This window comes from Pseudomonas marvdashtae, from assembly GCF_014268655.2.
Lineage (GTDB): Bacteria > Pseudomonadota > Gammaproteobacteria > Pseudomonadales > Pseudomonadaceae > Aquipseudomonas > Aquipseudomonas marvdashtae.
In genome coordinates this window covers 3,781,335-3,802,143 of the sequence record NZ_JABWQX020000001.1, presented here as the reverse complement: position 1 = coordinate 3,802,143, position 20,809 = coordinate 3,781,335, and the positions used below count along the sequence as shown (strand labels likewise).

General features: G+C 61.6%; 22 protein-coding genes. 3 read left to right on the top strand and 19 right to left on the bottom strand.

Annotated elements, in window-relative coordinates; translation table 11 throughout:
* Positions 1–167: 167 nt before the first annotated feature.
* On the top strand, positions 168–1,193 hold the full coding sequence (curA, locus tag HU742_RS17120) for an NADPH-dependent curcumin/dihydrocurcumin reductase (protein ID WP_186643151.1): 1,026 nt from the start codon (positions 168–170) through the stop codon (positions 1,191–1,193).
* Between the two features lie 66 nt (positions 1,194–1,259).
* On the top strand, positions 1,260–1,862 hold the full coding sequence (recR, locus tag HU742_RS17115) for a recombination mediator RecR (protein ID WP_186636627.1): 603 nt from the start codon (positions 1,260–1,262) through the stop codon (positions 1,860–1,862).
* A 50-nt stretch (positions 1,863–1,912) separates the two neighbouring features.
* On the opposite strand, the gene HU742_RS17110 is transcribed toward recR, so the two are convergent.
* The 18 genes from HU742_RS17110 to ccoN (HU742_RS17025) all read right to left on the bottom strand — a co-directional run bounded on the left by HU742_RS17110 (position 1,913) and on the right by ccoN (HU742_RS17025) (position 18,318).
* A complete protein-coding gene (locus HU742_RS17110; protein WP_186636626.1) occupies positions 1,913–2,461 on the bottom strand; it encodes an adenine phosphoribosyltransferase in 549 nt (182 codons plus the stop codon).
* 75 nt (positions 2,462–2,536) lie between these two features.
* Positions 2,537–3,271, bottom strand: coding sequence for a fumarate/nitrate reduction transcriptional regulator Fnr (gene fnr / locus HU742_RS17105; protein ID WP_186636625.1), 735 nt, complete (start codon positions 3,269–3,271; stop codon positions 2,537–2,539).
* Between the two features lie 94 nt (positions 3,272–3,365).
* A complete protein-coding gene (hemN, locus tag HU742_RS17100) occupies positions 3,366–4,748 on the bottom strand; it encodes an oxygen-independent coproporphyrinogen III oxidase (protein WP_186643152.1) in 1,383 nt (460 codons plus the stop codon).
* A 116-nt stretch (positions 4,749–4,864) separates the two neighbouring features.
* Positions 4,865–5,548: a sulfite exporter TauE/SafE family protein gene (locus HU742_RS17095; RefSeq protein WP_186636622.1), complete on the bottom strand. Its 684-nt coding sequence runs from the start codon at positions 5,546–5,548 to the stop codon at positions 4,865–4,867.
* Positions 5,541–5,759, bottom strand: a complete 219-nt coding sequence (ccoS, locus tag HU742_RS17090; RefSeq protein ID WP_186609851.1) for a cbb3-type cytochrome oxidase assembly protein CcoS — start codon at positions 5,757–5,759, stop codon at positions 5,541–5,543. The genes HU742_RS17095 and ccoS overlap by 8 nt, the downstream gene beginning before the upstream one ends.
* A 24-nt stretch (positions 5,760–5,783) precedes the next feature.
* On the bottom strand, positions 5,784–8,234 hold the full coding sequence (locus HU742_RS17085; protein ID WP_186643153.1) for a heavy metal translocating P-type ATPase: 2,451 nt from the start codon (positions 8,232–8,234) through the stop codon (positions 5,784–5,786).
* A 148-nt stretch (positions 8,235–8,382) separates the two neighbouring features.
* The gene (locus HU742_RS17080) at positions 8,383–8,922 is read right to left on the bottom strand and encodes a FixH family protein (protein WP_186636618.1); all 540 of its coding nucleotides are present in this window, start codon (positions 8,920–8,922) and stop codon (positions 8,383–8,385) included.
* A gap of 11 nt (positions 8,923–8,933) precedes the next feature.
* Positions 8,934–10,349 (bottom strand): cytochrome c oxidase accessory protein CcoG, encoded by a 1,416-nt coding sequence (gene ccoG, locus HU742_RS17075; RefSeq protein ID WP_186636615.1) that lies wholly within the window; start codon positions 10,347–10,349, stop codon positions 8,934–8,936.
* A gap of 247 nt (positions 10,350–10,596) precedes the next feature.
* Entirely contained in the window at positions 10,597–11,007 is a 411-nt protein-coding gene (locus tag HU742_RS17070; RefSeq protein ID WP_186643154.1) for a type II toxin-antitoxin system VapC family toxin, read from the bottom strand.
* A complete protein-coding gene (locus HU742_RS17065; protein ID WP_186643155.1) occupies positions 11,008–11,262 on the bottom strand; it encodes a type II toxin-antitoxin system Phd/YefM family antitoxin in 255 nt (84 codons plus the stop codon).
* Positions 11,263–11,413: 151 nt separating this feature from the next.
* Positions 11,414–12,397, bottom strand: coding sequence for a cytochrome-c oxidase, cbb3-type subunit III (gene ccoP, locus HU742_RS17060; RefSeq protein ID WP_186609845.1), 984 nt, complete (start codon positions 12,395–12,397; stop codon positions 11,414–11,416).
* On the bottom strand, positions 12,394–12,579 hold the full coding sequence (locus tag HU742_RS17055) for a CcoQ/FixQ family Cbb3-type cytochrome c oxidase assembly chaperone (protein ID WP_003175465.1): 186 nt from the start codon (positions 12,577–12,579) through the stop codon (positions 12,394–12,396). The genes ccoP (HU742_RS17060) and HU742_RS17055 overlap by 4 nt, the downstream gene beginning before the upstream one ends.
* 5 nt (positions 12,580–12,584) lie before the next feature.
* On the bottom strand, positions 12,585–13,193 hold the full coding sequence (gene ccoO, locus HU742_RS17050) for a cytochrome-c oxidase, cbb3-type subunit II (protein WP_095943289.1): 609 nt from the start codon (positions 13,191–13,193) through the stop codon (positions 12,585–12,587).
* Positions 13,193–14,635, bottom strand: coding sequence for a cytochrome-c oxidase, cbb3-type subunit I (gene ccoN / locus HU742_RS17045; RefSeq protein WP_186636610.1), 1,443 nt, complete (start codon positions 14,633–14,635; stop codon positions 13,193–13,195). Before ccoN (HU742_RS17045) ends, ccoO (HU742_RS17050) begins: the two co-directional genes overlap by 1 nt.
* A 482-nt stretch (positions 14,636–15,117) precedes the next feature.
* The gene (gene ccoP / locus HU742_RS17040; RefSeq protein WP_186636608.1) at positions 15,118–16,071 is read right to left on the bottom strand and encodes a cytochrome-c oxidase, cbb3-type subunit III; all 954 of its coding nucleotides are present in this window, start codon (positions 16,069–16,071) and stop codon (positions 15,118–15,120) included.
* Positions 16,068–16,271, bottom strand: coding sequence for a cbb3-type cytochrome oxidase subunit 3 (locus HU742_RS17035; protein WP_186636598.1), 204 nt, complete (start codon positions 16,269–16,271; stop codon positions 16,068–16,070). The genes ccoP (HU742_RS17040) and HU742_RS17035 overlap by 4 nt, the downstream gene beginning before the upstream one ends.
* A 3-nt stretch (positions 16,272–16,274) precedes the next feature.
* On the bottom strand, positions 16,275–16,883 hold the full coding sequence (gene ccoO / locus HU742_RS17030; RefSeq protein ID WP_014339376.1) for a cytochrome-c oxidase, cbb3-type subunit II: 609 nt from the start codon (positions 16,881–16,883) through the stop codon (positions 16,275–16,277).
* A 10-nt stretch (positions 16,884–16,893) separates the two neighbouring features.
* Complete coding sequence (ccoN, locus tag HU742_RS17025) at positions 16,894–18,318, bottom strand: cytochrome-c oxidase, cbb3-type subunit I (protein WP_186636586.1); 1,425 nt, start codon at positions 18,316–18,318, stop codon at positions 16,894–16,896.
* 96 nt (positions 18,319–18,414) lie between these two features.
* Between ccoN (HU742_RS17025) and HU742_RS17020 the strand changes: the two genes are divergently transcribed.
* Positions 18,415–19,107, top strand: a complete 693-nt coding sequence (locus tag HU742_RS17020) for an alpha/beta family hydrolase (protein WP_186643156.1) — start codon at positions 18,415–18,417, stop codon at positions 19,105–19,107.
* 70 nt (positions 19,108–19,177) lie between these two features.
* On the opposite strand, the gene HU742_RS17015 is transcribed toward HU742_RS17020, so the two are convergent.
* Positions 19,178–20,743 (bottom strand): methyl-accepting chemotaxis protein, encoded by a 1,566-nt coding sequence (locus HU742_RS17015; protein ID WP_186643157.1) that lies wholly within the window; start codon positions 20,741–20,743, stop codon positions 19,178–19,180.
* Between the last annotated feature and the right edge of the window lie 66 nt (positions 20,744–20,809).

The window sequence follows — 20,809 nt, the reverse complement described above, 5'->3', positions numbered from 1 at the left end:
CCGATCGGGATGGGCTACACACAATGCCAGGCATCGCGCCTGGCATTTTTGTTTGCGCCATGCAGCCGAAATCACTGGGCCCGTTCGGCTGAACAAACATCGAACGCCGCCCCTTCGACAATGGTCTGCTCCCTATACGTGCCCGTAACGAACAAGGAGACGCTTGCATGTCGATTTCCAACCAGCGCATCGTCCTGGCTTCCCGCCCGGAAGGTGCGCCCATCCCTGATAACTTTCGTCTTGAACACGTCACGCTGCCGGACCTGGCGGAGGGACAGATCCTGCTCAAGACGCTGTTCCTATCGCTGGATCCCTACATGCGCGGACGCATGAGCGACGCACCTTCCTACGCCGCGCCGGTGCAAATCGACGAGGTGATGACCGGTGGCGCCGTCAGTCGCGTGGAGCGCTCGATGCATCCGAAGTTCCAGGAGGGCGATCTGGTGGTGGGTGCAACGGGTTGGCAAAGCCACTGCATCAGTGATGGCCGCAATGTCATTCCCATCCCCTCGGGATTGCCTAGCCCTTCAATGGCCCTGGGGGTTTTGGGGATGCCGGGCATGACCGCCTACATGGGGCTGATGGACATCGGCCAACCCAAGCCGGGGGAAACCCTGGTGGTTGCCGCGGCGTCGGGCGCGGTAGGTTCAGTGGTCGGCCAGGTGGCGAAGATCAAAGGCCTGCGCGTGGTGGGCGTGGCCGGCGGAAGCGAGAAGTGCAAATACGTGGTCGACGAGCTGGGGTTCGACGCCTGCGTCGACCATCGAAGCGAGAATTTCGCGCAAGAATTGGCCCGGGCCTGCGACCAGGGCATCGACATCTATTACGAAAACGTCGGTGGCAAAGTCTTCGACGCGGTGGTGCCGCTGCTCAACGCCAAGGCCCGCATCCCGCTCTGCGGATTGATCGCGTCCTACAACGATCATCAGCCGCCGGGTGGCCCGGATCGTCTGCCGCAGTTGCAGCGCACGCTGCTGACCAAGCGCGTGCGTATCCAAGGCTTCATCGTGTTTGATGACTACGGTGACCGCCAGCCGGAATTCATCAGCGCCATGGCGCCCTGGGTGCGGGACGGCAGGGTCAAGTTCCGCGAAGACCTTGTCGACGGTCTCGAGAATGCGCCACAGGCATTTATCGGTCTGCTGGAAGGGCGCAACTTCGGCAAGTTGGTCGTGCGGGTCGCGCGCGATTGAGTATTTGACGCTAATCGGAGGCGCGGGTATAAACCGCGTCTCGTTGTTATGTCGGACGTTTCCTCCATGAGCTTCAGCCCTTTGATCCGTCAACTGATCGATGCCCTGCGAACTTTGCCGGGTGTCGGTCAGAAAACCGCCCAGCGTATGGCGTTGCAGTTGCTTGAGCGTGATCGCAGTGGCGGCTCACGTCTGGCCCAGGCCTTGAGCCAGGCGATGGAAGGGGTAGGGCATTGCCGCTTGTGCCGCACCCTGACGGAAGACGACCTTTGTCCGCAATGCGCCGACCCGCGTCGGGACGACAGCCTGCTCTGCGTGGTGGAGGGGCCGATGGACGTGTACGCGGTGGAGCAGACCGGTTTCCGTGGTCGCTACTTCGTGCTCAAGGGCCATTTATCGCCGCTCGATGGGCTAGGGCCGGAGGCCATTGGCATTCCGCAACTGATGGCGCGGGTCGAGGAGGCGGGTACGTTTACCGAAGTCATCCTTGCCACGAACCCGACGGTCGAAGGCGAAGCCACTGCCCACTACATCGCCCAACTGCTGAGCAACAAAGGCCTGGTCGCCTCCCGCATCGCCCACGGCGTGCCCCTGGGCGGTGAGTTGGAGTTGGTGGATGGCGGGACATTGGCGCATTCATTTGCCGGGCGCAAGCCGATCGCGTTGTAACGTGCGGAGCGAGCAGGCTCGCTTCCACACGTTCTACCGTGGGGCGTCGATTATCGTTCGCTGAGCGAAAACTGCGTCAGGCAGAACGTCGGTATCCCCATGTCTTCCAGGCGCTGGGAACCGAGCAGTTCTGGCAAATCGATTATCGCCGCCGCTTCATGGACCTTCGCGCCCATGCGGTGGATCAGGTTGGCGGCGGCGATCAGCGTGCCGCCCGTGGCGATCAGGTCATCAAACATCACCACCGAATCACCCTCGCACAGGCTGTCGGCGTGAACTTCCAGGAAGGCCTCTCCGTATTCGGTCTGGTAACCCTCGGCCAATACGTCGGCCGGCAGCTTGCCTTGCTTGCGGAACAGCACCAGCGGCTTGTTCAACTGATAGGCCAGGATCGAGCCAATCAGGAAGCCTCGTGCATCCATCGCGCCGATATGCGTGAACCCGGCCTCGACATAGCGATGGGCGAAGCTGTCCATCACCAGCCGCAGCGCGGTGGGCGACTGGAACAACGGAGTAATGTCGCGAAAGATCACGCCGGGCTTGGGGAAGTCGATAACGGGGCGTATCAGGGATTTGATGTCGAAGGAGTCGAAGACCATCGTCGAAGTGTCCTGGCTGGCTGCAAACGCCGCAGTATAGCGCGGCGGGGCGAAAGCCTCAGCCGCCCAGGTGTATCAGCCTTCTACCGAGCCGCCCGCCAGGGCGCAAAGCTGGATCGGATCGAGAATATGGATTTCCTTGCCTTCGGCGGCGATCAATTCATTCTGCTGGAAACGGGTGAACACCCGAGACACGGTTTCCACCGCCAGGCCCAGGTAGTTGCCGATTTCGTTGCGCGACATGCTCAGGCGAAATTGATTGGCTGAGAACCCGCGGGCACGAAAGCGGGCCGAGAGGTTGACCAGAAACGTGGCGATGCGCTCGTCGGCGGTTTTCTTCGAGAGCAACAGCATCATCTGCTGGTCGTCGCGGATCTCCCTGCTCATCACTCGCATCAGTTGACGGCGCAGTTGCGGCAGTTGCACGGACAATTCGTCGAGACGGTCAAAAGGAATTTCGCAGACCGAGGTGGTTTCCAGCGCCTGGGCCGAGACCGGGTGGGTCTCGGTGTCCATGCCCGACAGGCCCACCAGTTCGCTGGGCAAGTGGAAACCCGTGAGCTGCTCTTCGCCACCGTCGCTCAGGTTGAAGGTCTTCAAGGCGCCCGAGCGTACGGCATAGACCGAACTGAAAACATCACCCTGGCGAAACAGGAACTCGCCTTTCTTCAATGGACGTCCGCGTTTGACGATGTCGTCCAGCGCGTCCATGTCCTCCAAGTTCAACGAAAGTGGCAGGCACAGGGGGGCCAGGCTGCAGTCCTTGCAGTGTGCCTGGTTATGAGCGCGCGATTTGACTGGCTCGGACATTTCTTAAATCCTTGTGGGAAAACACACATAAGCCGTAAGGGTAACTCAGCACACAAACTCCGGCCAGCGCGGTATCACCGTCAAATTGTCGCGCTCAGATGACGCGGGAAAAACGCTGTCGATTCTGATGCTCCAGGTACACGTCGAATACCATGCAGACCGAGCGCACCAGCAAGCGCCCGGCGGGTAATACCTTGATGTGCGTATCCGTCAATTCGATCAGCCCGTCGTCGGCCATTGCTCCTAGTTGCGGCCATATCGAGGCGAAATACTCGCAAAAATCGATGTCGAAGGCATGCTCGATTTCGGCGAACGCCAGCGTGAAATGGCAGATCAGCTGTTGGATCACCGCCCGTCGCAGCCGGTCGTCAGCGTTGCACACCAGCCCGCGGCTGGTCGCCAGTTGCCCGTCGGCCAGGGTATTCTGGTAATGGTTCAAATCGCTGCTGTTCTGGCAGTAGAGGTCGCCGATCTGGCTGATGGCTGACACGCCGAGACCGATCAGGTCGCAATGACCGTGGGTGGTATAGCCCTGGAAGTTGCGCTGCAAGGTGGCTTCTTCCTGGGCAATTGCAAGCTCGTCGTCGGGCAGGGCGAAGTGGTCCATGCCGATGTAACGGTAACCGGCGGCGGTCAGCTGTTCGATGGTGCCTTGCAGCATCGCCAGTTTCTGGGGCGGGTTCGGCAGGTCCTGGCTGTTGATGCGCCGCTGGGGCATGAAGCGTTCCGGCAGGTGGGCGTAGTTGAACACCGACAGGCGGTCGGGTTGCAGGCTGATGACTTCCTCGACGGTGCGAGCAAAGTTGTCCGGGGTCTGCTTGGGCAAGCCGTAAATCAAATCGATGTTGATCGAACGAAACTGCAGGGTCCGGGCGGCTTCGACCACGGCGCGGGTTTCTTCCAGGCTTTGCAGGCGATTGACGGCGCGCTGCACGGTTGGGTCAAGGTCCTGCAAGCCGATGCTGACCCGGTTGAAGCCCAGCTCTCGCAGCAGTCCCATGGTCGACCAGTCGGCTTCCCGAGGGTCTATTTCAATGCCGTAGTCGCCGGAATCGTCGTCCATCAGGTTCAGGTGTTTGCGCAGCTTGGCCATTAGCTGACGCAACTCGGCATGGCTGAGAAAGGTTGGCGTGCCGCCGCCCAAGTGCAGCTGTTCGACGCGCTGGGCCGGGTCCAGGTGGCAACCGATCAGTTGGATTTCCTGCTCCAGGCGTTGCAGATAGACATGGGCCCGGCCGCGATCCTTGGTGATGACTTTGTTGCAGGCGCAGTAGTAGCAAATATTGGCGCAGAACGGCACGTGCACGTACAGCGACAGCGGCTTGAGCGTTTTGCGGCTATCGCGCAGGGCGTGGAGCAAATCGAAACTGCCCACTTGGCCGGCAAACTGCGCCGCGGTCGGGTACGAGGTGTAGCGCGGGCCCGCCAGGTCATAGCGGCGGATCAGGTCTGAGTCCCAACGAATGGCGTCGAGCATGCGGGCGTTCCCCGGGTAGGCTGGCATGCTTGAAAGTTTATGGGGGCGGCGGACGGAGCGTGTTGATTTGCGTCAACAGGGCAAGCGCGCTTCCAACGTATCGATGTGTAACCGGATCAATGCCCCATGAGCCAATGCTGATGCGGCCCTGGCAACGTCCAGATTCCGAAGACAATCACCAACAAGCCGCCAGCCATGCGCACGCTGCGTTTGCGTAGCAATGCCGTGACGCGTTCGGCGGCGAGGCCGGTGGCGAGCAGCACCGGCCAAGTGCCCAGGCCAAAGGCGAGCATCAGTAACGCGCTGTCCAGCGCATTGCCTTGGCTGGCGGACCACAGCAGGGTGCTGTAGACCAACCCGCACGGCAACCAACCCCACAGCGCGCCGAGCAGCAGGGCCCGGGGCAGGCTCGACACCGGCAGCAGGCGATTGGCGACGGGTTGGATATGCCGCCACAGGCCACGTCCAACGCTTTCGATCCGTGTCAGGCCACTCCACCAACCTGCCAGATACAGGCCCATGGCGATCAGCAACAGACCGGCCAGCACCCGCATGGCCATTGCCGCCGGGCTGTTTGCCACGGCCCAGCCGGCCAGGCCGATCAGCAAGCCGGCCGTGGCGTAACTGAGGATTCGTCCGAGGTTGTAGGCCAGCAACAATCGAAAGCGCCGGCTGCGCTGTTCCTTGGGAATCGCCAGGGTCAGGGCGCCCATCAGCCCGCCGCACATGCCCAGGCAATGTCCACCACCCAAAAGACCAAGGATAACAGCCGAAACCAGCAAGGGCGCCAGATCAAGCATGGGGCGGGACCTTGTCGTCCGGTTTGCGCTCGTCGCCGCTGGCCTCGTCCACGGCGGCCTTGTGGTTCGGGTCCTGGTCGTCGAACAGAATGCTATGGGCCGGACCGTCGAGGTCATCGTATTGGCCGCTGTCCACGGCCCAGAAGAAGATGTAGACGGCGATGGCTACGATCAGCAGCGCGGCCGGGATCATCACGTAGAGAGCTGGCATGTCGGAACTCCATGCCCGCGCGGCTCAGGCCGGCAGCGGACGGGTATCGGGCGTGGCGTCGAACACCTGCGCCTTGGGTTGGCGGGTCAGCCTCAGCGCATTCAACACCACCGTCAACGAGCTGATGGACATGCCGACCGCGGCCCACACCGGCGTAATCCAACCGAGGGCGGCGAACGGCAACATGAGGCCATTGTACAACCCGGCCCAGAGCAGGTTCTCGATGATCACCCGACGGGTGCGCCGGGCCAGGCTGAAGGCGTGAATCAGGGCGCCGAGGCGGTTGGACAACAGGACCGCGTCAGCGCTGGTCTTGGCCAGGTCGGTGGCCGAGCCCATCGCGACGCTGATGTCCGCGGCCGCCAGCACCGGGACGTCGTTCACGCCGTCGCCAAGCATCAGCACTTTATGGCCTTGCTGGTGCAATTGCTGGAGCACCGCCAGCTTGTCGTCCGGGCGTAGGCCGCCGCGGGCTTCATCGATGCCCAGTTCGGCGGCGACGCTGGCAACCATTGGCGAGCTGTCGCCCGACAACAGCAAGGTTCGCCAGCCCCGGGCCTTGCACGCCGCCAGCAGGGCCGGCGCGTCCGCACGCAAGCGATCATCGAGGACAAACCAGGCCAGCGGGCCGAACTCATCGCCCAGCAACAGCCATTGCCCAGGTTCGTCTGGCATCACCGGCACTGCGGCGCCGCTCAGTTCGCAGACAAAGCTGGGATGGCCGATACGCAGGGATTGTTCGCCCACCACGCCTTCGAGTCCCAACCCGGGAGTGCTTTGAACATGCTCGGCGGCCAATGGCGCACGGCCGAAAGCCCTGGCGATAGGGTGTTCGGAGCGGTTTTCCAAGGCGGCGGCCAGGGCCAGGCATTGGTCGCTGTCGAGTGCCCCGAGTGTTCGGATCGCGCGCAACGCCAGGCGACCTTCGGTGAGGGTGCCGGTCTTGTCGAAAATCACCGTGTCGATCTGGTTCAGGCCTTCCAACACATGACCGCGCGTCAGTAGCAGGCCGAGTTTGTGCAGGGTGCCGGTAGCGGCGGTCAGGGCGGTCGGCGTCGCCAGGGACAGCGCGCAAGGGCAGGTCGCGACCAGCATCGCGAGGACAATCCAGAATGCGCGAGCGGCATCCAGTTGCCACCACACCAATCCGATGACGGCAGCGGCGACCAGAGAGAACAGCAAGAACCACTGGGCGGCACGGTCGGCGACTTGGGCCAGTCGTGGCTTCTCGGCCTGGGCCCGGTCCAGCAACCGCACGATGGCCGATAACCGGGTGTCCTGCCCAAGGGCCAGCACCTCTACCGTCAAGGCACCTTCGACATTCAGCGTGCCAGCGGTGACTGTGTCGCCCACCCGGCGAGGTTGAGGCAGGTATTCGCCGGTCAGCAGCGATTCGTCGATGCTGGACTGGCCGTCGAGGATCCTGCCATCGGCCGGCAGCACCGCGCCAGGATGCACCAATACCCGGTCGCCGGTGCGCAATTCGCTGAGCAGGATGCGTTCACTCTGGCCGCTGTCCTCCAGACGCAGGCACGAAGCCGGCAGCAGATTGACCAGCTGTGCGGTGGCGGCGGCGGTGCGTTCGCGGGCGCGGCGCTCCAGGTAGCGGCCGGCGAGCAGGAACAAGGCGAACATGCCGACGGCATCGAAATACAGCTCGCCGGTCCCGGTGATGGCGGTCCAGATGCCGGCTATATAGGCGCCGCCAATGGCCAGGGACACTGAAACGTCCATGGTCAGGTGCCGGGTGCGCAGGTCGCGCATGGCACCTTTGAAAAACGGCGCGCAGCTGTAGAAGACGATGGGGGTGGTGAGGAACAGCGCAACCCAGCGCAGGATGGTGTGCATCTCCGGGCTCAGGTCGATGTTGAATTCCGGCCAGGTGGCCATGGTCGCCATCATGGCTTGGAACCACAGCAATCCGGCCACGCCCAACTGGCGCAGGGCCAGGCGATTCTGCGCGGCGAGCTGTTCGCAGGCTTGGTCGGCCTGGTACGGATGGGCGGCGTAGCCGATCTGGCGCAGCTCGGCGAGCAGCGTGCTCAGCGGCAGTTGCCCGTCGGCCCAGCGGACGTGCAAGCGGTGGTTGGACAGGTTCAATCGCGCCTCGGCCACGGCCGGCAGGCTGCGCAGTTGTTTTTCGATCAACCAGCCGCAGGCGGCGCAGCTGATGCCTTCCATGAGCAGGGTGGTCTCGGCCAGCTCGCCGTCATGGCGAACGAACGATTGCTGAACGTCCGCGCGATCGTACAGCGCCAGTTCTTCAGTCAGCTGCACCGGCAGGGTCTGGGGATTGGCCGACGCTTCGCTGCGATGCTGGTAATAACCTTCCAGGCCGCCGGCGACGATCGCCTCGGCCACGGCCTGGCAGCCTGGGCAGCACAGCTCGCGAGTCTCGCCCAGGACAGTCGCGGTGAAGCGACTGCCAGGGGGAACTGGCAGGGCGCAGTGATAGCAGGGCTGTGGAGTGGTCATTGCGTGTTCACAGAACGTTGTCCAATGATCGTTCCCACGCTTTGCGTGGGAATGCATCCTGTGACGCTCCGCGTCACGCTTAGAAGGGACGCAGAGCGTCCCGGGCTGCGTTCCCACGCGGAGCGTGGGAACGATCAGATGGATCGGCTTACTTCTTCAGGTCTTCAGCGCCTTGCAATGGCTCATCGCCAAGCAGGATGGCCTGGTCGTGGCTGATCTGTTCTTCTTCGAACAGGCGCCAGGTCTGGTCGCTCTCCACGCCTAGCAATTCGACAAAACGCCGGCCTTCGATCTTGTCCGTCAACTGGCCGACGTAGCGCCCCGGCTCGCTGTCGTTGCGGGTCAGGACGACCTTGCGATCCTTCTCCGGCTGGGTTGGCGAGATCAGGCTCAGTTCCAGGGTCTGGGGGCGACTGTTGCCGTTCAGGCGCAGGTCCACTTCGCCGGTCACATCGTCCAGTTGCACGTTGGCGTGCAGTTGCAGTGTCTGGGCCAGTAACTCTCGCTCCAGCGAGCGGTTGATGCCCTTGCCGGCTTCGTAATAGTTGTCGTTGACCAAGTTGTCCGGGTTCTTCACGGCGATGGTCACCATGGTCAGGCTCAGTGTCACTGAACAGGTCAGGATCGCAATGATGATCCACGGCCAGAGGTGCTTGTACCAAGGGCTGGTGGCGGTTGCTGCAGGCATGTTCATTTCTCTCAACGAGTCTGTGGGCCGATGAACCGGCTCTTGGCTTCAACATGGACGCTGTCGTCATCGGCATCTTTGAGGATGAATGTCACCTCGTTGGTACTCGATGGCAGCTGTTCCGGTGCGCTGGATAATTCAACCGGCTGGCTGAGGATCTCGCCGGCGGCCACCTTGATTTCCCGGCGCCCTTGCAGCTTGAGATCGGGCAGGCCGGCGGCTTCCAGAATGTACGTATGGTCGCGTTGGTCCTTGTTCATGATTTTCAGGCTGTAGACGTTCTCGATCCGGCCTTCGGCGTTTTCGCGATACAGCACGCGGTCCTTGCTGACGTCGAAACCCACCAGCGAGCGCATGAAGAACGCCGTCACCAGCAGGCTGATCATGGCCAGCAGCACCAAGGCATAACCGATCAGGCGCGGGCGAAGTTTATTGGTTTTCTGGCCCGAAAGGTTGTGTTCGGTGGTGTAGCTGATCAGGCCGCGAGGATAATCCATCTTGTCCATGATGTTGTCGCAGGCATCGATACAGGCCGCGCAGCCGATGCACTCGACCTGCAGGCCGTCGCGAATGTCGATACCGGTGGGGCAGACCTGGACGCACATGGTGCAATCGATGCAATCCCCCAGGCCCAGCGCCTTGTAGTCGATGCCTTTTTTGCGCGGGCCGCGGCTTTCGCCGCGACGCGGGTCATAGGAAACGATCAGGGTGTCCTTGTCGAACATCACGCTTTGGAAGCGGGCGTAGGGACACATGTAGATGCACACTTGTTCGCGCAGCCAGCCGGCATTGCCATAAGTGGCGAGGGTGAAGAAGCCGACCCAGAAGTACGACCAACCATCGGCCTCGCCGGTAAAGAACTGGAACACCAGTTCGCGGATGGGGGTGAAGTAACCGACGAACGTCATGCCGGTGACGAAACCGATCAGCAGCCACAGGCTGTGCTTGGCGAACTTGCGTGCGATTTTGTTGGCGCTCATGGGCGCCTTGTCGAGCTTGATGCGCTGGTTGCGGTCGCCTTCGGTGACTTTTTCGCACCACATGAAGATCCAGGTCCATACGCTCTGCGGGCAGGTATAGCCGCACCAGACTCGTCCGGCATACACGGTGATGAAAAACAGGCCGAAGGCGGCGATGATCAGCAGCCCGGACAGCAGGATGAAATCCTGGGGCCAGAAGGTGGCGCCAAAAATAAAGAATTTGCGTTCCGGCAGGTTCCACCAGACGGCCTGGTGGCCACCCCAGCTCAACCAGACCGTACCGAAATACAGCAGGAACAATAAGGCCCCGCCAACCATTCGCAGGTTACGGAACAGGCCCGTGAAGGCGCGGGTGTAGATTTTTTCCCGAGAGGCATACAGGTCGACGCTTTTGTTGGCGTCCTTGGCAGGCGGGGTAACGTCATGTACCGGAATCTGGTTGCTCATCAATTGCATCCCACGGCAGTGGAAAAGTGCCGAGGCCAGTACGTGCCGACCACGGTCAGAAAGGGCATTGCAGTGGCGCAATGATACGCCTGTCGCTCTAGTGCAAGGGTGCGACCTTTGGTCGCGTTGGGAGTGAGGGCCGAATGGTGTAGCGGATGTAACAAGTCATGACCCAGATCAATTGACTATAGACAGTGCATGGCGTTGGCGAAACGAAGGGGGTGCCTTGAAGACTGTCGAATGGGCATCAGCCAGCCCACGGATTGAGCAATGCCACGCCGCTGGCCTGGAAATCAGTCACGTTACGCGTGACCACAGTCAGCCCATGGACAAGGGCGGTGGCGGCAATCAGTGCGTCGCACTCATTGCTGCGGTCGGGCACGTGCAGGCGAGCGCAGCGCAATGCGACTGCGCGGTCCACAGCCAGGATCCTGCCGGCAAAGGCAGGCAGCACATGATTATCCAGCCACGCCCGCAGGCGACTGCCTTGCGTCGGGTCCTTGCGTTCGAAGCGCAGCACACCGGTTTCCAGTTCCAGTACGGTAATGGCCGAGACATACAGGCTGGGTGCCGGAACGCTGCGGGCCCAGGCCTGGACGTTTCTGTCTGCTTGGGGCTTGCGCAGTTCCGATATGACGTTGGTATCGAGTAGAAACATTCAGGACAAGTCCACCGAGCGGGGCGTGATGACCGCACGCTCGGTATCGAAGTCGATATCCGGCGTATCGGACATGACCAGCAACTCGACAATGCTCGCGCCAATGCCGGACAGTTTCTGGTACTCCTCAATGCTTAGCAGCACATGAGCCGGCTTGCCACGGTCGGTGATGATAACCGGCCCCTCGCGGGTGGCTTTTTTGGCACCACTTGTGTCGTGGTTGAATTCGCGGCTGGAGATGGTGGTGATGGACATGGAAGTGCCCCTCTTTAACGCTTGAATGTAGGCACGTTACTACCAGGATCAAGAGCCGGCAAGTGGAACAGTTTTACCCCTGTTTCGAGCCGGTAAACAAAAGGCCCCGCCAATCTGATTGGCGGGGCCTTTGATGTCTCAAGCGTTTGCCTTATTGGGCGTCAGCGGCCGGAGCCTTTTCGCCGTGCGACAGGCTGTAGACGTAAGCGGCCAACAGGTGAACCTTGTCGTTGCCTTGCAGATCGGCCTGGGCCGGCATCTGGCCCTGGCGACCGTAACGGATGGTCTGCTGCAACTGAGCGAAGCTCGAACCGTAGATGAAGCCGGCCGGGTGCGTCAGGTCAGGAGCGCCCATGGCGGGCGTGCCCTTGCCGGCAGGGCCATGGCAGGCTACGCAGTTGGCTGCGAACAGTTTCTGGCCGTTGGCCGGGTCGGCCTTGGCGCCTTCCGGCAGTTTGCGGCTATGCAAGCCGGTCACCAGGTAAGCGGCTACGTCGGCAACACCTTGCTCGCCAACCACGGCAGCCCATCCCGGCATGACGGCATGACGACCGCCCATGATGGTGGTCTTGATGGTTTCCGGCTCGCCGCCCCAGCGCCAGTCGGCGTCGGTCAGGTTAGGGAAACCGTAGGCGCCCTTGGCGTCGGAACCATGGCAGACCGAGCAGTTGGAGGCGAACAGGCGGCCACCCATCTTCAGGGCTTGCGGGTCCTTGGCGACTTCTTCGATCGGCATGGAAGCGAACTTGGCGAAGATCGGACCGAACTTGGCGTCCGAGCGGGCCATTTCCTTTTCCCATTCGTGCACCCCAGTCCAGCCAGTCTGGCCGTTGGCGAAAGCGGTCTGCTTTTCATTGTCCAGGTAGTTGTAGCCTGGCAGCAGGCCTTTCCAGTTGCCCAGGCCAGGGTAGAGCACCAGGTAACCGAGGGCGAAAATGATGGTGCCCACGAACAGCATGAACCACCACTTTGGCAGTGGGTTGTCGTACTCCTCGATCCCGTCGAAGGAGTGGCCGACCGTCTCCTCGGTGGCTTCGCTGCGCTGGCCCTTGCGGGTCGACAGCAACAGCCAGGTCAGGGCGAAGATCGTTCCCAGGCTGAGGACTGTGACGTACAGACTCCAGAATGTTGTCATTCTTTGTTACTCCTAGAAGCTTGCTCGACGTGCTTGATGGCTTCGGGATCATCCGCGAACGGCAGCAAGGTCGCGTCTTCAAACTCCGACTTGCGCTTGGGGCTGAACACCCACAGGGCCAGGCCGATAAAAGCCACCATCACGACGACGGTGCCCAGGCCACGAATCATCCCGATATCCATCTAAATCACCGTTTGCTTTTGATGATGGTGCCCAGGCCTTGCAGATAGGCCACCAGCGCGTCCATTTCGGTCTTGCCCTTCACGGCATCCCTGGCACCGGCGATGTCTTCGTCGGTGTAAGGCACGCCCAAGGTGCGCAAGACTTCCATTTTCTTGGCAGTGTCTTTGCCGTCGAGCTTGTTTTCTACGAGGAACGGGTAGGCCGGCATTTTCGATTCCGGCACCACGTTGCGCGGGTTGTACAAATGCGCACGCTGCCAGTCATCGGAGTAACGGCCACCAACGCGGGCCAGGTCCGGGCCGGTACGCTTGGAGCCCCACAGGAACGGGTGGTCCCAGACGCTTTCACCGGCAACGGAATAGTGGCCGTAACGTTCGGTTTCGGCGCGGAACGGACGGATCATCTGCGAGTGGCAGCCGACACAGCCGTTGGCGATGTAGACGTCGCGGCCTTCCAGTTCAAGGGCGGTACGCGGCTTCATGCCTTCGACCGGCTTGTTGGTCACGTCCTGGAAAAACAGCGGAACGATCTGGGTCAAGCCGCCAATGCTGACGGCGATGACCATGAAGAAGGCCAGCAGGCCGATATTCTTCTCTACTGCTTCGTGCTTCATCAGTGAGCTCCAACTACGGCGATCTTGGCGGCGGCTTCTGCTTCAACCGGGTCAGAGGCACGAACGGTGCGATACACGTTGTAGGCCATCAGCAGCATGCCGCTGGCGAAGAACGCGCCGCCCAGGGCACGCACGATGAAGCCTGGGTGACTGGCTTGCAGGGCTTCGACGAACGAGTACGTCAGGGTGCCGTCGTCGTTGATTGCACGCCACATCAGGCCTTGGGTAATGCCGTTGACCCACATCGAGGCGATATAGAGCACGGTGCCGATGGTGGCGAGCCAGAAGTGCGCGTTGATCAGGCCGGTGCTGTGCATCTGCGCGCGACCGAACAGTTTCGGGATCATGTGGTAGATGGCGCCGATGGAAATCATCGCGACCCAGCCGAGTGCACCGGCGTGTACGTGGCCGATGGTCCAGTCGGTGTAGTGGCTCAGCGAGTTGACGGTCTTGATCGCCATCATCGGGCCTTCGAAGGTCGACATGCCGTAGAACGCCAGGGATACCACCAGGAACCGCAGGATCGGGTCGGTGCGCAGCTTATGCCAGGCGCCCGACAGGGTCATCATGCCGTTGATCATGCCGCCCCAGCTTGGCGCCAGCAGGATGATCGACATTGCCATGCCCAGCGACTGCGCCCAGTCGGGCAGCGCGGTGTAGTGCAGGTGGTGCGGGCCGGCCCAGATGTACAGGGTGATCAGCGCCCAGAAGTGCACGATGGACAGGCGATAGGAGTAGATCGGACGCTCGGCCTGTTTTGGCACGAAGTAATACATCATTCCCAGGAAGCCGGTGGTCAGGAAGAAGCCCACGGCGTTGTGGCCGTACCACCACTGGATCATCGCGTCGGTCGCGCCCGAATAGGCCGAGTACGACTTGAAGAAGCTGACCGGCAAGGACGCGTGGTTGACGATGTGCAGCATGGCGGTCACGACGATGAAGGCACCGTAGAACCAGTTACCGACGTAGATGTGCTTGGTCTTGCGCTTGACGATGGTGCCGAAGAACACCAAACCGTAGGTCACCCAGACGATGGCCAGCAGAATAGCCAGGGGCCATTCCAGTTCCGCGTATTCCTTGGTGGTAGTGAAACCCATTGGCAAGGTCACGATCGCGCCGACGATCACCGCTTGCCAACCCCAGAAGGTGAAGGCGGCGAGGCTGTCGGAGATCAGTCGCGTCTGGCAGGTTCGCTGCACGACATAGTAAGAAGTGGCAAACAAGGCACAACCACCGAAGGCGAAGATCACCAGGTTGGTGTGCAGTGGGCGCAGGCGTCCAAAAGTCGTCCATGGCAGATCGAAGTTCAACTCCGGCCAGACCAGTTGCGAGGCAATGAAGACACCGAGCCCCATGCCAAGGATCCCCCAGACCACCGTCATGATGGCGAACTGGCGGACTACCTTATAGTTATAAGCAGTCGGACTGATTGCTGTGCTCATTCTAAGGTTCCACGGTTTGGGTGTTTTATTAGGATAAAAATCGGTCGCAAGTATGGAGAAAGCGGGGGGTCATTGCAACGCGCCATGACCTGGGTCAATGCTTTCCAAAGCTGATTCTGCGGCCTTTCCATGTTCGGTGTAGGGACAAAATTGGCCCTCGGCAAAATGTCGCAACGAAGGAAAGAGGCGAGGGGGTCGGGTCGGTTGTAACGGGGTGTGTTCAAACGCTACGTTCGGGTGATGCCAGGCAACTGTCGCAACAGCCGGTATTCACCTGCCTTTGCGGCTTTTTTCAACGAACGAATGTCGAACGCATCGGGTCGGGTCGACCTGAAACCGGCAGTCGCCAGTGCACGCAGAGGCAAGCTTAGACCCGATTGCGGGGAACCGAAAGAAGACGATGGGAGGGGTGCGACAATGCGTCGCGCAGGGGCACGGAACAGCCGCATCCAGATGAATGCGACTGTTCGTGTGGTCAGGATTTATTCGCTTTTGCGTTCAGCTTGCAGGCGCTCGGCGCCAGTGCCGTGGGACAGGCTGTAGACGTAGGCCGCGAGCAGTTGCACCTTGTCATTGCCGAGCAATTCATTCTGCGCCGGCATATGGCCTTGGCGGCCGTGGCGGATGGTCTGCTGCAGTTGAGCCAGGCTGGTGCCGTAGATGAAACCGGCCGGTTGTGTCAGGTTCGGCGCGCCCATCGCTTCGGTCCCTTGGCCGTTGGCGCCGTGGCAGGCGACGCAGGTGCTGTTGAACGCCTGCTGGCCGGCTTGCAGGTCGGCACCGCTGTCGGCCGGCAGTGGCAGGCCAGCCAGGTCGTGGCGAACATACGCGGCGACGTTCTTGACCCCGGCGTCTCCCAGCACTTCGCCCCAGGCCGGCATTGCCGCCATGCGACCGCCCAGGATGGTCGCCTTGATGGTCTCGGCATTGCCACCCCAGCGCCAGTGGCTGTCAGCCAGGTTCGGGAAGCCGAAGGCGCCCTTGGCGTCCGACCCATGGCAGACCGAGCAGTTGGAGGCGAACAGGCGGCCACCCATCTTCAAGGCTTGCGGATCCTTGGCGACTTCTTCCACCGGCATGGCCGAGAACTTGGCGAAGATCGGCCCGAACCGGGCGTCGGCCTTGGCCATTTCCTTTTCCCATTCATGAGCGCCGGTCCAGCCATTCTCGTAGCCGGGCAGGATGCCTTTCCAGTTGCCCAGGCCTGGATACAGAATCAGATAGCCCACGGAAAAAACCAACGTGCCGGCGAACAACAGGAACCACCATTGCGGCAACGGGTTGTCGTATTCCTCGATGCCGTCGAAGCTGTGGCCCATGGTCTGGTCGACGCTGCCCTTGGTCTCGCCCTTGCGGGTGCCGATCAGCAGCCAGGTCAGACCGATGAGGCTGCCGATGGTCAGTACGCAGATCCACGTACTCCAGAAGGTGGTCATGGCCGGGTACTCCTTGGTGCAGGGGCTTGGGGGGTGGCGATGTCGGCGGACGGCTCGTCGGCGAACGGCAGCAGGCGCGCTTCGGCGAACTCTGGACGACGTTTGCTGCTGAATACCCACAGGGTCAGGCCGATGAAGGCGATGAACACCACGACCGTGCCCAGGCCGCGGATCATTCCAGTACTCATTTCAAGAACCATGGCTCACCTCTTGCTCTTGATGGCAGTGCCGAGCACTTGCAGGTAGGCGACCAGCGCGTCCATTTCGGTCTTGCCCTTGAGCGAGGCCACGCTGCCGGTGATGTCGTCGTCGGTGTACGGCACACCCAGGGTGCGCATGGCGCGCAGCTTGCCTTCGGTATGGCTGCTATCCACTGCTTGGGTCACCAGCCACGGGTAGGCGGGCATTTTCGACTCAGGCACGACGTTGCGCGGGTTGTACAAGTGGGCGCGGTGCCAATCATCGGAGTAGCGCGCGCCGACCCGTGCCAGGTCCGGCCCGGTGCGCTTGGAGCCCCACAGGAACGGGTGGTCCCAGACGCTTTCGCCGGCGACGGAGTAGTGGCCGTAGCGCTCGGTCTCGGCGCGGAATGGACGGATCATCTGCGAGTGGCAGCCGACGCAGCCTTCACGGATGTAGATGTCGCGGCCTTCCAGTTGCAGGGCGGTGTAGGGCTTCATACCGTCCACCGGCTTGTTGGTCACGTCCTGGAAGAACAGCGGCACGATCTGGGTAAGGCCACCAATGCTCACGGCAAGGACCATCAGCAGCATCAGCAGGCCGACGTTTTTTTCGATTGTTTCGTGTTTCATGGTGGACTCCTCAGGCCATCTGCGCGGCAGCGGCGGCTTCGGCAGGCTCGTAGGCCCGCACGGTGCGCCAGGTGTTGTAGGCCATCAACAGCATGCCGAGGAGGAAGATCGATCCGCCCGCCAGCCGTACGACGAAGCCTGGATGGCTCGCCACCAGGGTTTCGACGAAGGAATAGGTGAGCGTGCCGTCCTCGTTCACCGCCCGCCACATCAGGCCCTGGGCGATGCCGTTGACCCACATCGAGGCGATGTAGAGCACGGTGCCGATGGTGGCCAGCCAAAAATGTGCGTTGATCAGACCGATGCTGTGCATCTGCGCCCGGCCGAAGACTTTCGGGATCATGTGGTACAGCGCGCCGATGGAAATCATCGCCACCCAGCCGAGCGCGCCGGCGTGAACGTGGCCGATGGTCCAGTCGGTGTAGTGGGAGAGGGCGTTGACGGTCTTGATCGCCATCATCGGACCTTCGAAGGTCGACATGCCGTAGAACGCCAGGGACACCACCAAAAAGCGCAGGATCGGGTCGCTGCGCAACTTATGCCAGGCGCCCGAGAGGGTCATCATGCCGTTGATCATGCCGCCCCAGCTGGGCGCCAGCAGGATCAGCGACATCACCATGCCCAGCGACTGCGCCCAGTCCGGCAGCGCGGTGTAGTGCAGGTGGTGCGGACCTGCCCAGATGTACAGGGTGATCAGTGCCCAGAAGTGCACGATGGACAAGCGATAGGAATACACCGGGCGCTCGGCCTGCTTCGGCACGAAGTAGTACATCATCCCCAGGAAGCCTGCGGTGAGGAAAAAGCCCACGGCGTTGTGCCCGTACCACCATTGCACCATCGCATCCGTGGCCCCGGCATACACCGAGTAGGATTTGGTGAAGCTCACCGGCAATTCCAGGTTGTTGACGATATGCAGGATCGCCACGGTCAGGATGAACCCGCCGAAGAACCAGTTACCGACGTAGATGTGCTTGGTGTTGCGCTTGGCCACGGTGCCGAAGAACACAATGGCGTAGGCGACCCAGACGATGGTGATCAGGATGTCGATCGGCCATTCAAGCTCGGCGTATTCCTTGGAACTGGTGTAGCCCAGTGGCAGGCTGATGGCCGCCAGCAGGATCACCAATTGCCAGCCCCAGAAGCAGAACGCGGCGAGTTTCGGCGCAAACAGCTGGGTCTGGCAGGTGCGTTGCACCGAATAGAACGAACTGGCGAACAACGCGCAGCCACCGAAGGCGAAGATTACCGCGTTGGTGTGCAATGGGCGCAGGCGGCCGAAGCTGGTCCAGGGCAAATCGAAGTTGAGCTGTGGCCAGACCAATTGGGCCGCGAGAAAAACCCCGAGCCCCATGCCGACGATGCCCCACACCACCGTCATAATGGCGAATTGGCGGACCACCTTGTAGTTGTAGGCGGTACTGATAGAAGTGTTCATGGTTCCCCATCCACGGTTCAGCCGAAGTGAGCGCCTGCGCAAGGCAGTGCGGCGTTCTTCGCCTGGAGTTATAGGCAGACTAAAAGCGAGGCAAGCATGGACAAACAGCACAAGGCCAGTATTGACGGGGATCAATGGGCGCGATGCGTGGCGCAACACGGTTGGTTGTGGACAGCCGCGCAGCCAAGTACCGGCGCCGAGTCGCCGACCTTGATCCTCGCCCATGGTGCCGGTGCGCCGATGGACAGCGGTTTCATGAACGAAATGGCCGCGCGCCTTGCTGCACAAGGCGTCAACGTGCTGCGCTTCGAGTTTCCCTACATGACTCAACGGCGCTTGGAGGGGGGCAAGCGTCCACCGAACCCGGCGCCCAAATTGCTGGAGTGCTGGCGCGAGGTATACGCCACGGTGCGGCCTTATGTCGCTGGGCGGCTGGCCATTGGCGGCAAATCCATGGGCGGGCGCATGGCGAGCCTGCTGGTCGATGAGTTGGGCGCCGATGCGCTGGTGTGCCTGGGCTATCCGTTCTATGCGGTGGGCAAGCCGGAGAAACCGCGGGTCGAGCATCTGGCGACGTTGAAGACCCGCGCGCTGATTGTCCAGGGCGAGCGTGATGCGTTGGGTAATCGGGCGGCGGTCGAAGGCTATGCCTTGTCACCCTGCATCGAGGTGTCCTGGCTGGCGACGGGGGATCATGACCTCAAGCCGTTGAAGGTTTCGGGATTCAGTCATGAGCAGCATCTGGAGGCGGCGTCGCGGAAGGTGGCTGGGTTTCTCTCCCAGGATTGATACGGCCGGTCAAACAATAAAAAACCCGGGAAGCCTGCGCTGTCCGGGTTTTTTATGAGGCAGACATCTATCAGCGGTTAAACCGCTCCACCAACGAATACTGCGTATTGGCCGTGCGAGTCAGTTCTTCGCTGAGCAGCGCCGAGCTGTGGGCCTGGCCGGAGGTCTGGTCGGCCAGTTGCGAGATGTTGCTGATGTTGCGGCTGATCTCCTCGGCCACTGAGCTTTGCTCCTCGGTAGCAGCGGCGATCTGGGTGGTCATGTCGGTGATATGCGCCACCGCTTCGCTGATCCCCACCAGCGCCTGGTCTGCTTCCATCACGCGCGCCACGCCTTCTTCGGCCTGGCGATGGCCGGCCTCCATGGTTTGCACGGCGTTGGTGGCGGTCTGCTGGAGCTTGGCGATCAGGGCGTGGATCTGCCCGGTGGATTCGCTGGTACGTTGTGCCAGTTGTCGCACTTCGTCGGCCACCACGGCAAAGCCGCGACCCATCTCACCGGCACGGGCCGCTTCGATGGCGGCGTTGAGGGCCAGCAGGTTGGTCTGGTCGGCGATGCCTTTGATCACGTCGACCACGCCACCGATTTCGTCGCTGTCCTTGGCCAGTTGGGTCACGGTCTGTCCGGTCTCGCCCACGACCACCGACAGGCGCTCGATGGCCTGGCGGGTTTCCCCGGCAATATCACGACCTCGACCGGTCAGGCGATTGGCCTCCTGGGTGGCATCGGCGGTACGTTGTACGTGGCTGGCGACTTCCTGGGTGGTGGCGGCCATCTGGTTGACGGCGGTAGCGACCTGTTCGGTCTCCACGCGCTGGCGCTCCAGGCCGCTGGAACTGTCGTTGGCCAGGGCATTGGACTGGCGCGCCTGGGCGTTCAGATGCTCGGCGGTATCCTGCAGACGGGTCAGGCAGGTCTTCAAACGTGCCTCCTGGCTCAGGATCGACATTTCCAGGCGCGCCTGGACGCCGCGGCTGTCGGTGTACATCCGCGCGATCAACGGGTCGGAAGTGGTTTGCTCGGCCAGGCGCAGCAGGCGCTTGATCCCGCGTTGCTGCCATTGCAGGCCCATCAGGCCCAACGGCACCGACAACAGGGCGGCCAGGGCGAAACCGTAGGACGAATTGAGGAACGCGCCGACCACGAAACTCAACTGGCTGACCAGGATGAACGGCAGCCAGTCCTGCAACATCGGCAACCATTTGTCGCTGCTCGGGACCGCTGACTTGCCCTGGTTGATGCGTTGGTAAAGTGCTTCGGCCCGGGTGATCTGCTCGGCGCTGGGCTTGACCCGTACCGATTCATAGCCGACCACCTGATTGCCTTCGAACACCGGCGTGACGTAGGCGTTGACCCAGTAATGGTCACCGTTCTGGCAGCGGTTCTTGACGATACCCATCCATGGCAAGCCTTGTTTCAGAGTGTCCCACATGTGGGTGAACACGGCCGACGGAACGTCGGGATGGCGTACCAGGTTGTGCGGCGAATGGATCAGCTCTTCCTTGGAAAACCCACTGACTTCAACGAACGCGTCGTTGCAGTAGGTGATCACACCCTTGGTATTGGTGGTGGAAATCAATCGTTGCTGGGCCGGGAAGGTCCTTTCGCGTTGTGTAATAGGTTGGTTGTTACGCATGGTGGTGTAGTCCGCAAGGCTTTGAAAGGTTGTCGGCACCGTCAGCTTTTTGTTGAAGAAATTCTG

What these genes read in the sequence shown, in the direction of transcription:
- ccoO (WP_095943289.1), bottom strand. Translation starts at nt 13,193, where the DNA reads ATGAAGCACGAAGCAGTAGAGAAGAATATCGGCCTGCTGGCCTTCTTC.
- ccoN (WP_186636610.1), bottom strand. Translation starts at nt 14,635, where the DNA reads ATGAGCACAGCAATCAGTCCGACTGCTTATAACTATAAGGTAGTCCGC.
- HU742_RS17080 (WP_186636618.1), bottom strand. Translation starts at nt 8,922, where the DNA reads ATGCCTGCAGCAACCGCCACCAGCCCTTGGTACAAGCACCTCTGGCCG.
- ccoP (WP_186609845.1), bottom strand. Translation starts at nt 12,397, where the DNA reads ATGACAACATTCTGGAGTCTGTACGTCACAGTCCTCAGCCTGGGAACG.
- HU742_RS17035 (WP_186636598.1), bottom strand. Translation starts at nt 16,271, where the DNA reads ATGGTTCTTGAAATGAGTACTGGAATGATCCGCGGCCTGGGCACGGTC.
- fnr (WP_186636625.1), bottom strand. Translation starts at nt 3,271, where the DNA reads ATGTCCGAGCCAGTCAAATCGCGCGCTCATAACCAGGCACACTGCAAG.
- HU742_RS17070 (WP_186643154.1), bottom strand. Translation starts at nt 11,007, where the DNA reads ATGTTTCTACTCGATACCAACGTCATATCGGAACTGCGCAAGCCCCAA.
- ccoP (WP_186636608.1), bottom strand. Translation starts at nt 16,071, where the DNA reads ATGACCACCTTCTGGAGTACGTGGATCTGCGTACTGACCATCGGCAGC.
- ccoO (WP_014339376.1), bottom strand. Translation starts at nt 16,883, where the DNA reads ATGAAACACGAAACAATCGAAAAAAACGTCGGCCTGCTGATGCTGCTG.
- HU742_RS17020 (WP_186643156.1), top strand. Translation starts at nt 18,415, where the DNA reads ATGGACAAACAGCACAAGGCCAGTATTGACGGGGATCAATGGGCGCGA.
- HU742_RS17015 (WP_186643157.1), bottom strand. Translation starts at nt 20,743, where the DNA reads ATGCGTAACAACCAACCTATTACACAACGCGAAAGGACCTTCCCGGCC.
- curA (WP_186643151.1), top strand. Translation starts at nt 168, where the DNA reads ATGTCGATTTCCAACCAGCGCATCGTCCTGGCTTCCCGCCCGGAAGGT.
- ccoG (WP_186636615.1), bottom strand. Translation starts at nt 10,349, where the DNA reads ATGAGCAACCAGATTCCGGTACATGACGTTACCCCGCCTGCCAAGGAC.
- recR (WP_186636627.1), top strand. Translation starts at nt 1,260, where the DNA reads ATGAGCTTCAGCCCTTTGATCCGTCAACTGATCGATGCCCTGCGAACT.
- HU742_RS17110 (WP_186636626.1), bottom strand. Translation starts at nt 2,461, where the DNA reads ATGGTCTTCGACTCCTTCGACATCAAATCCCTGATACGCCCCGTTATC.
- HU742_RS17085 (WP_186643153.1), bottom strand. Translation starts at nt 8,234, where the DNA reads ATGACCACTCCACAGCCCTGCTATCACTGCGCCCTGCCAGTTCCCCCT.
- hemN (WP_186643152.1), bottom strand. Translation starts at nt 4,748, where the DNA reads ATGCTCGACGCCATTCGTTGGGACTCAGACCTGATCCGCCGCTATGAC.
- ccoN (WP_186636586.1), bottom strand. Translation starts at nt 18,318, where the DNA reads ATGAACACTTCTATCAGTACCGCCTACAACTACAAGGTGGTCCGCCAA.
- HU742_RS17065 (WP_186643155.1), bottom strand. Translation starts at nt 11,262, where the DNA reads ATGTCCATCACCACCATCTCCAGCCGCGAATTCAACCACGACACAAGT.
- HU742_RS17055 (WP_003175465.1), bottom strand. Translation starts at nt 12,579, where the DNA reads ATGGATATCGGGATGATTCGTGGCCTGGGCACCGTCGTCGTGATGGTG.
- HU742_RS17095 (WP_186636622.1), bottom strand. Translation starts at nt 5,548, where the DNA reads ATGCTTGATCTGGCGCCCTTGCTGGTTTCGGCTGTTATCCTTGGTCTT.
- ccoS (WP_186609851.1), bottom strand. Translation starts at nt 5,759, where the DNA reads ATGCCAGCTCTCTACGTGATGATCCCGGCCGCGCTGCTGATCGTAGCC.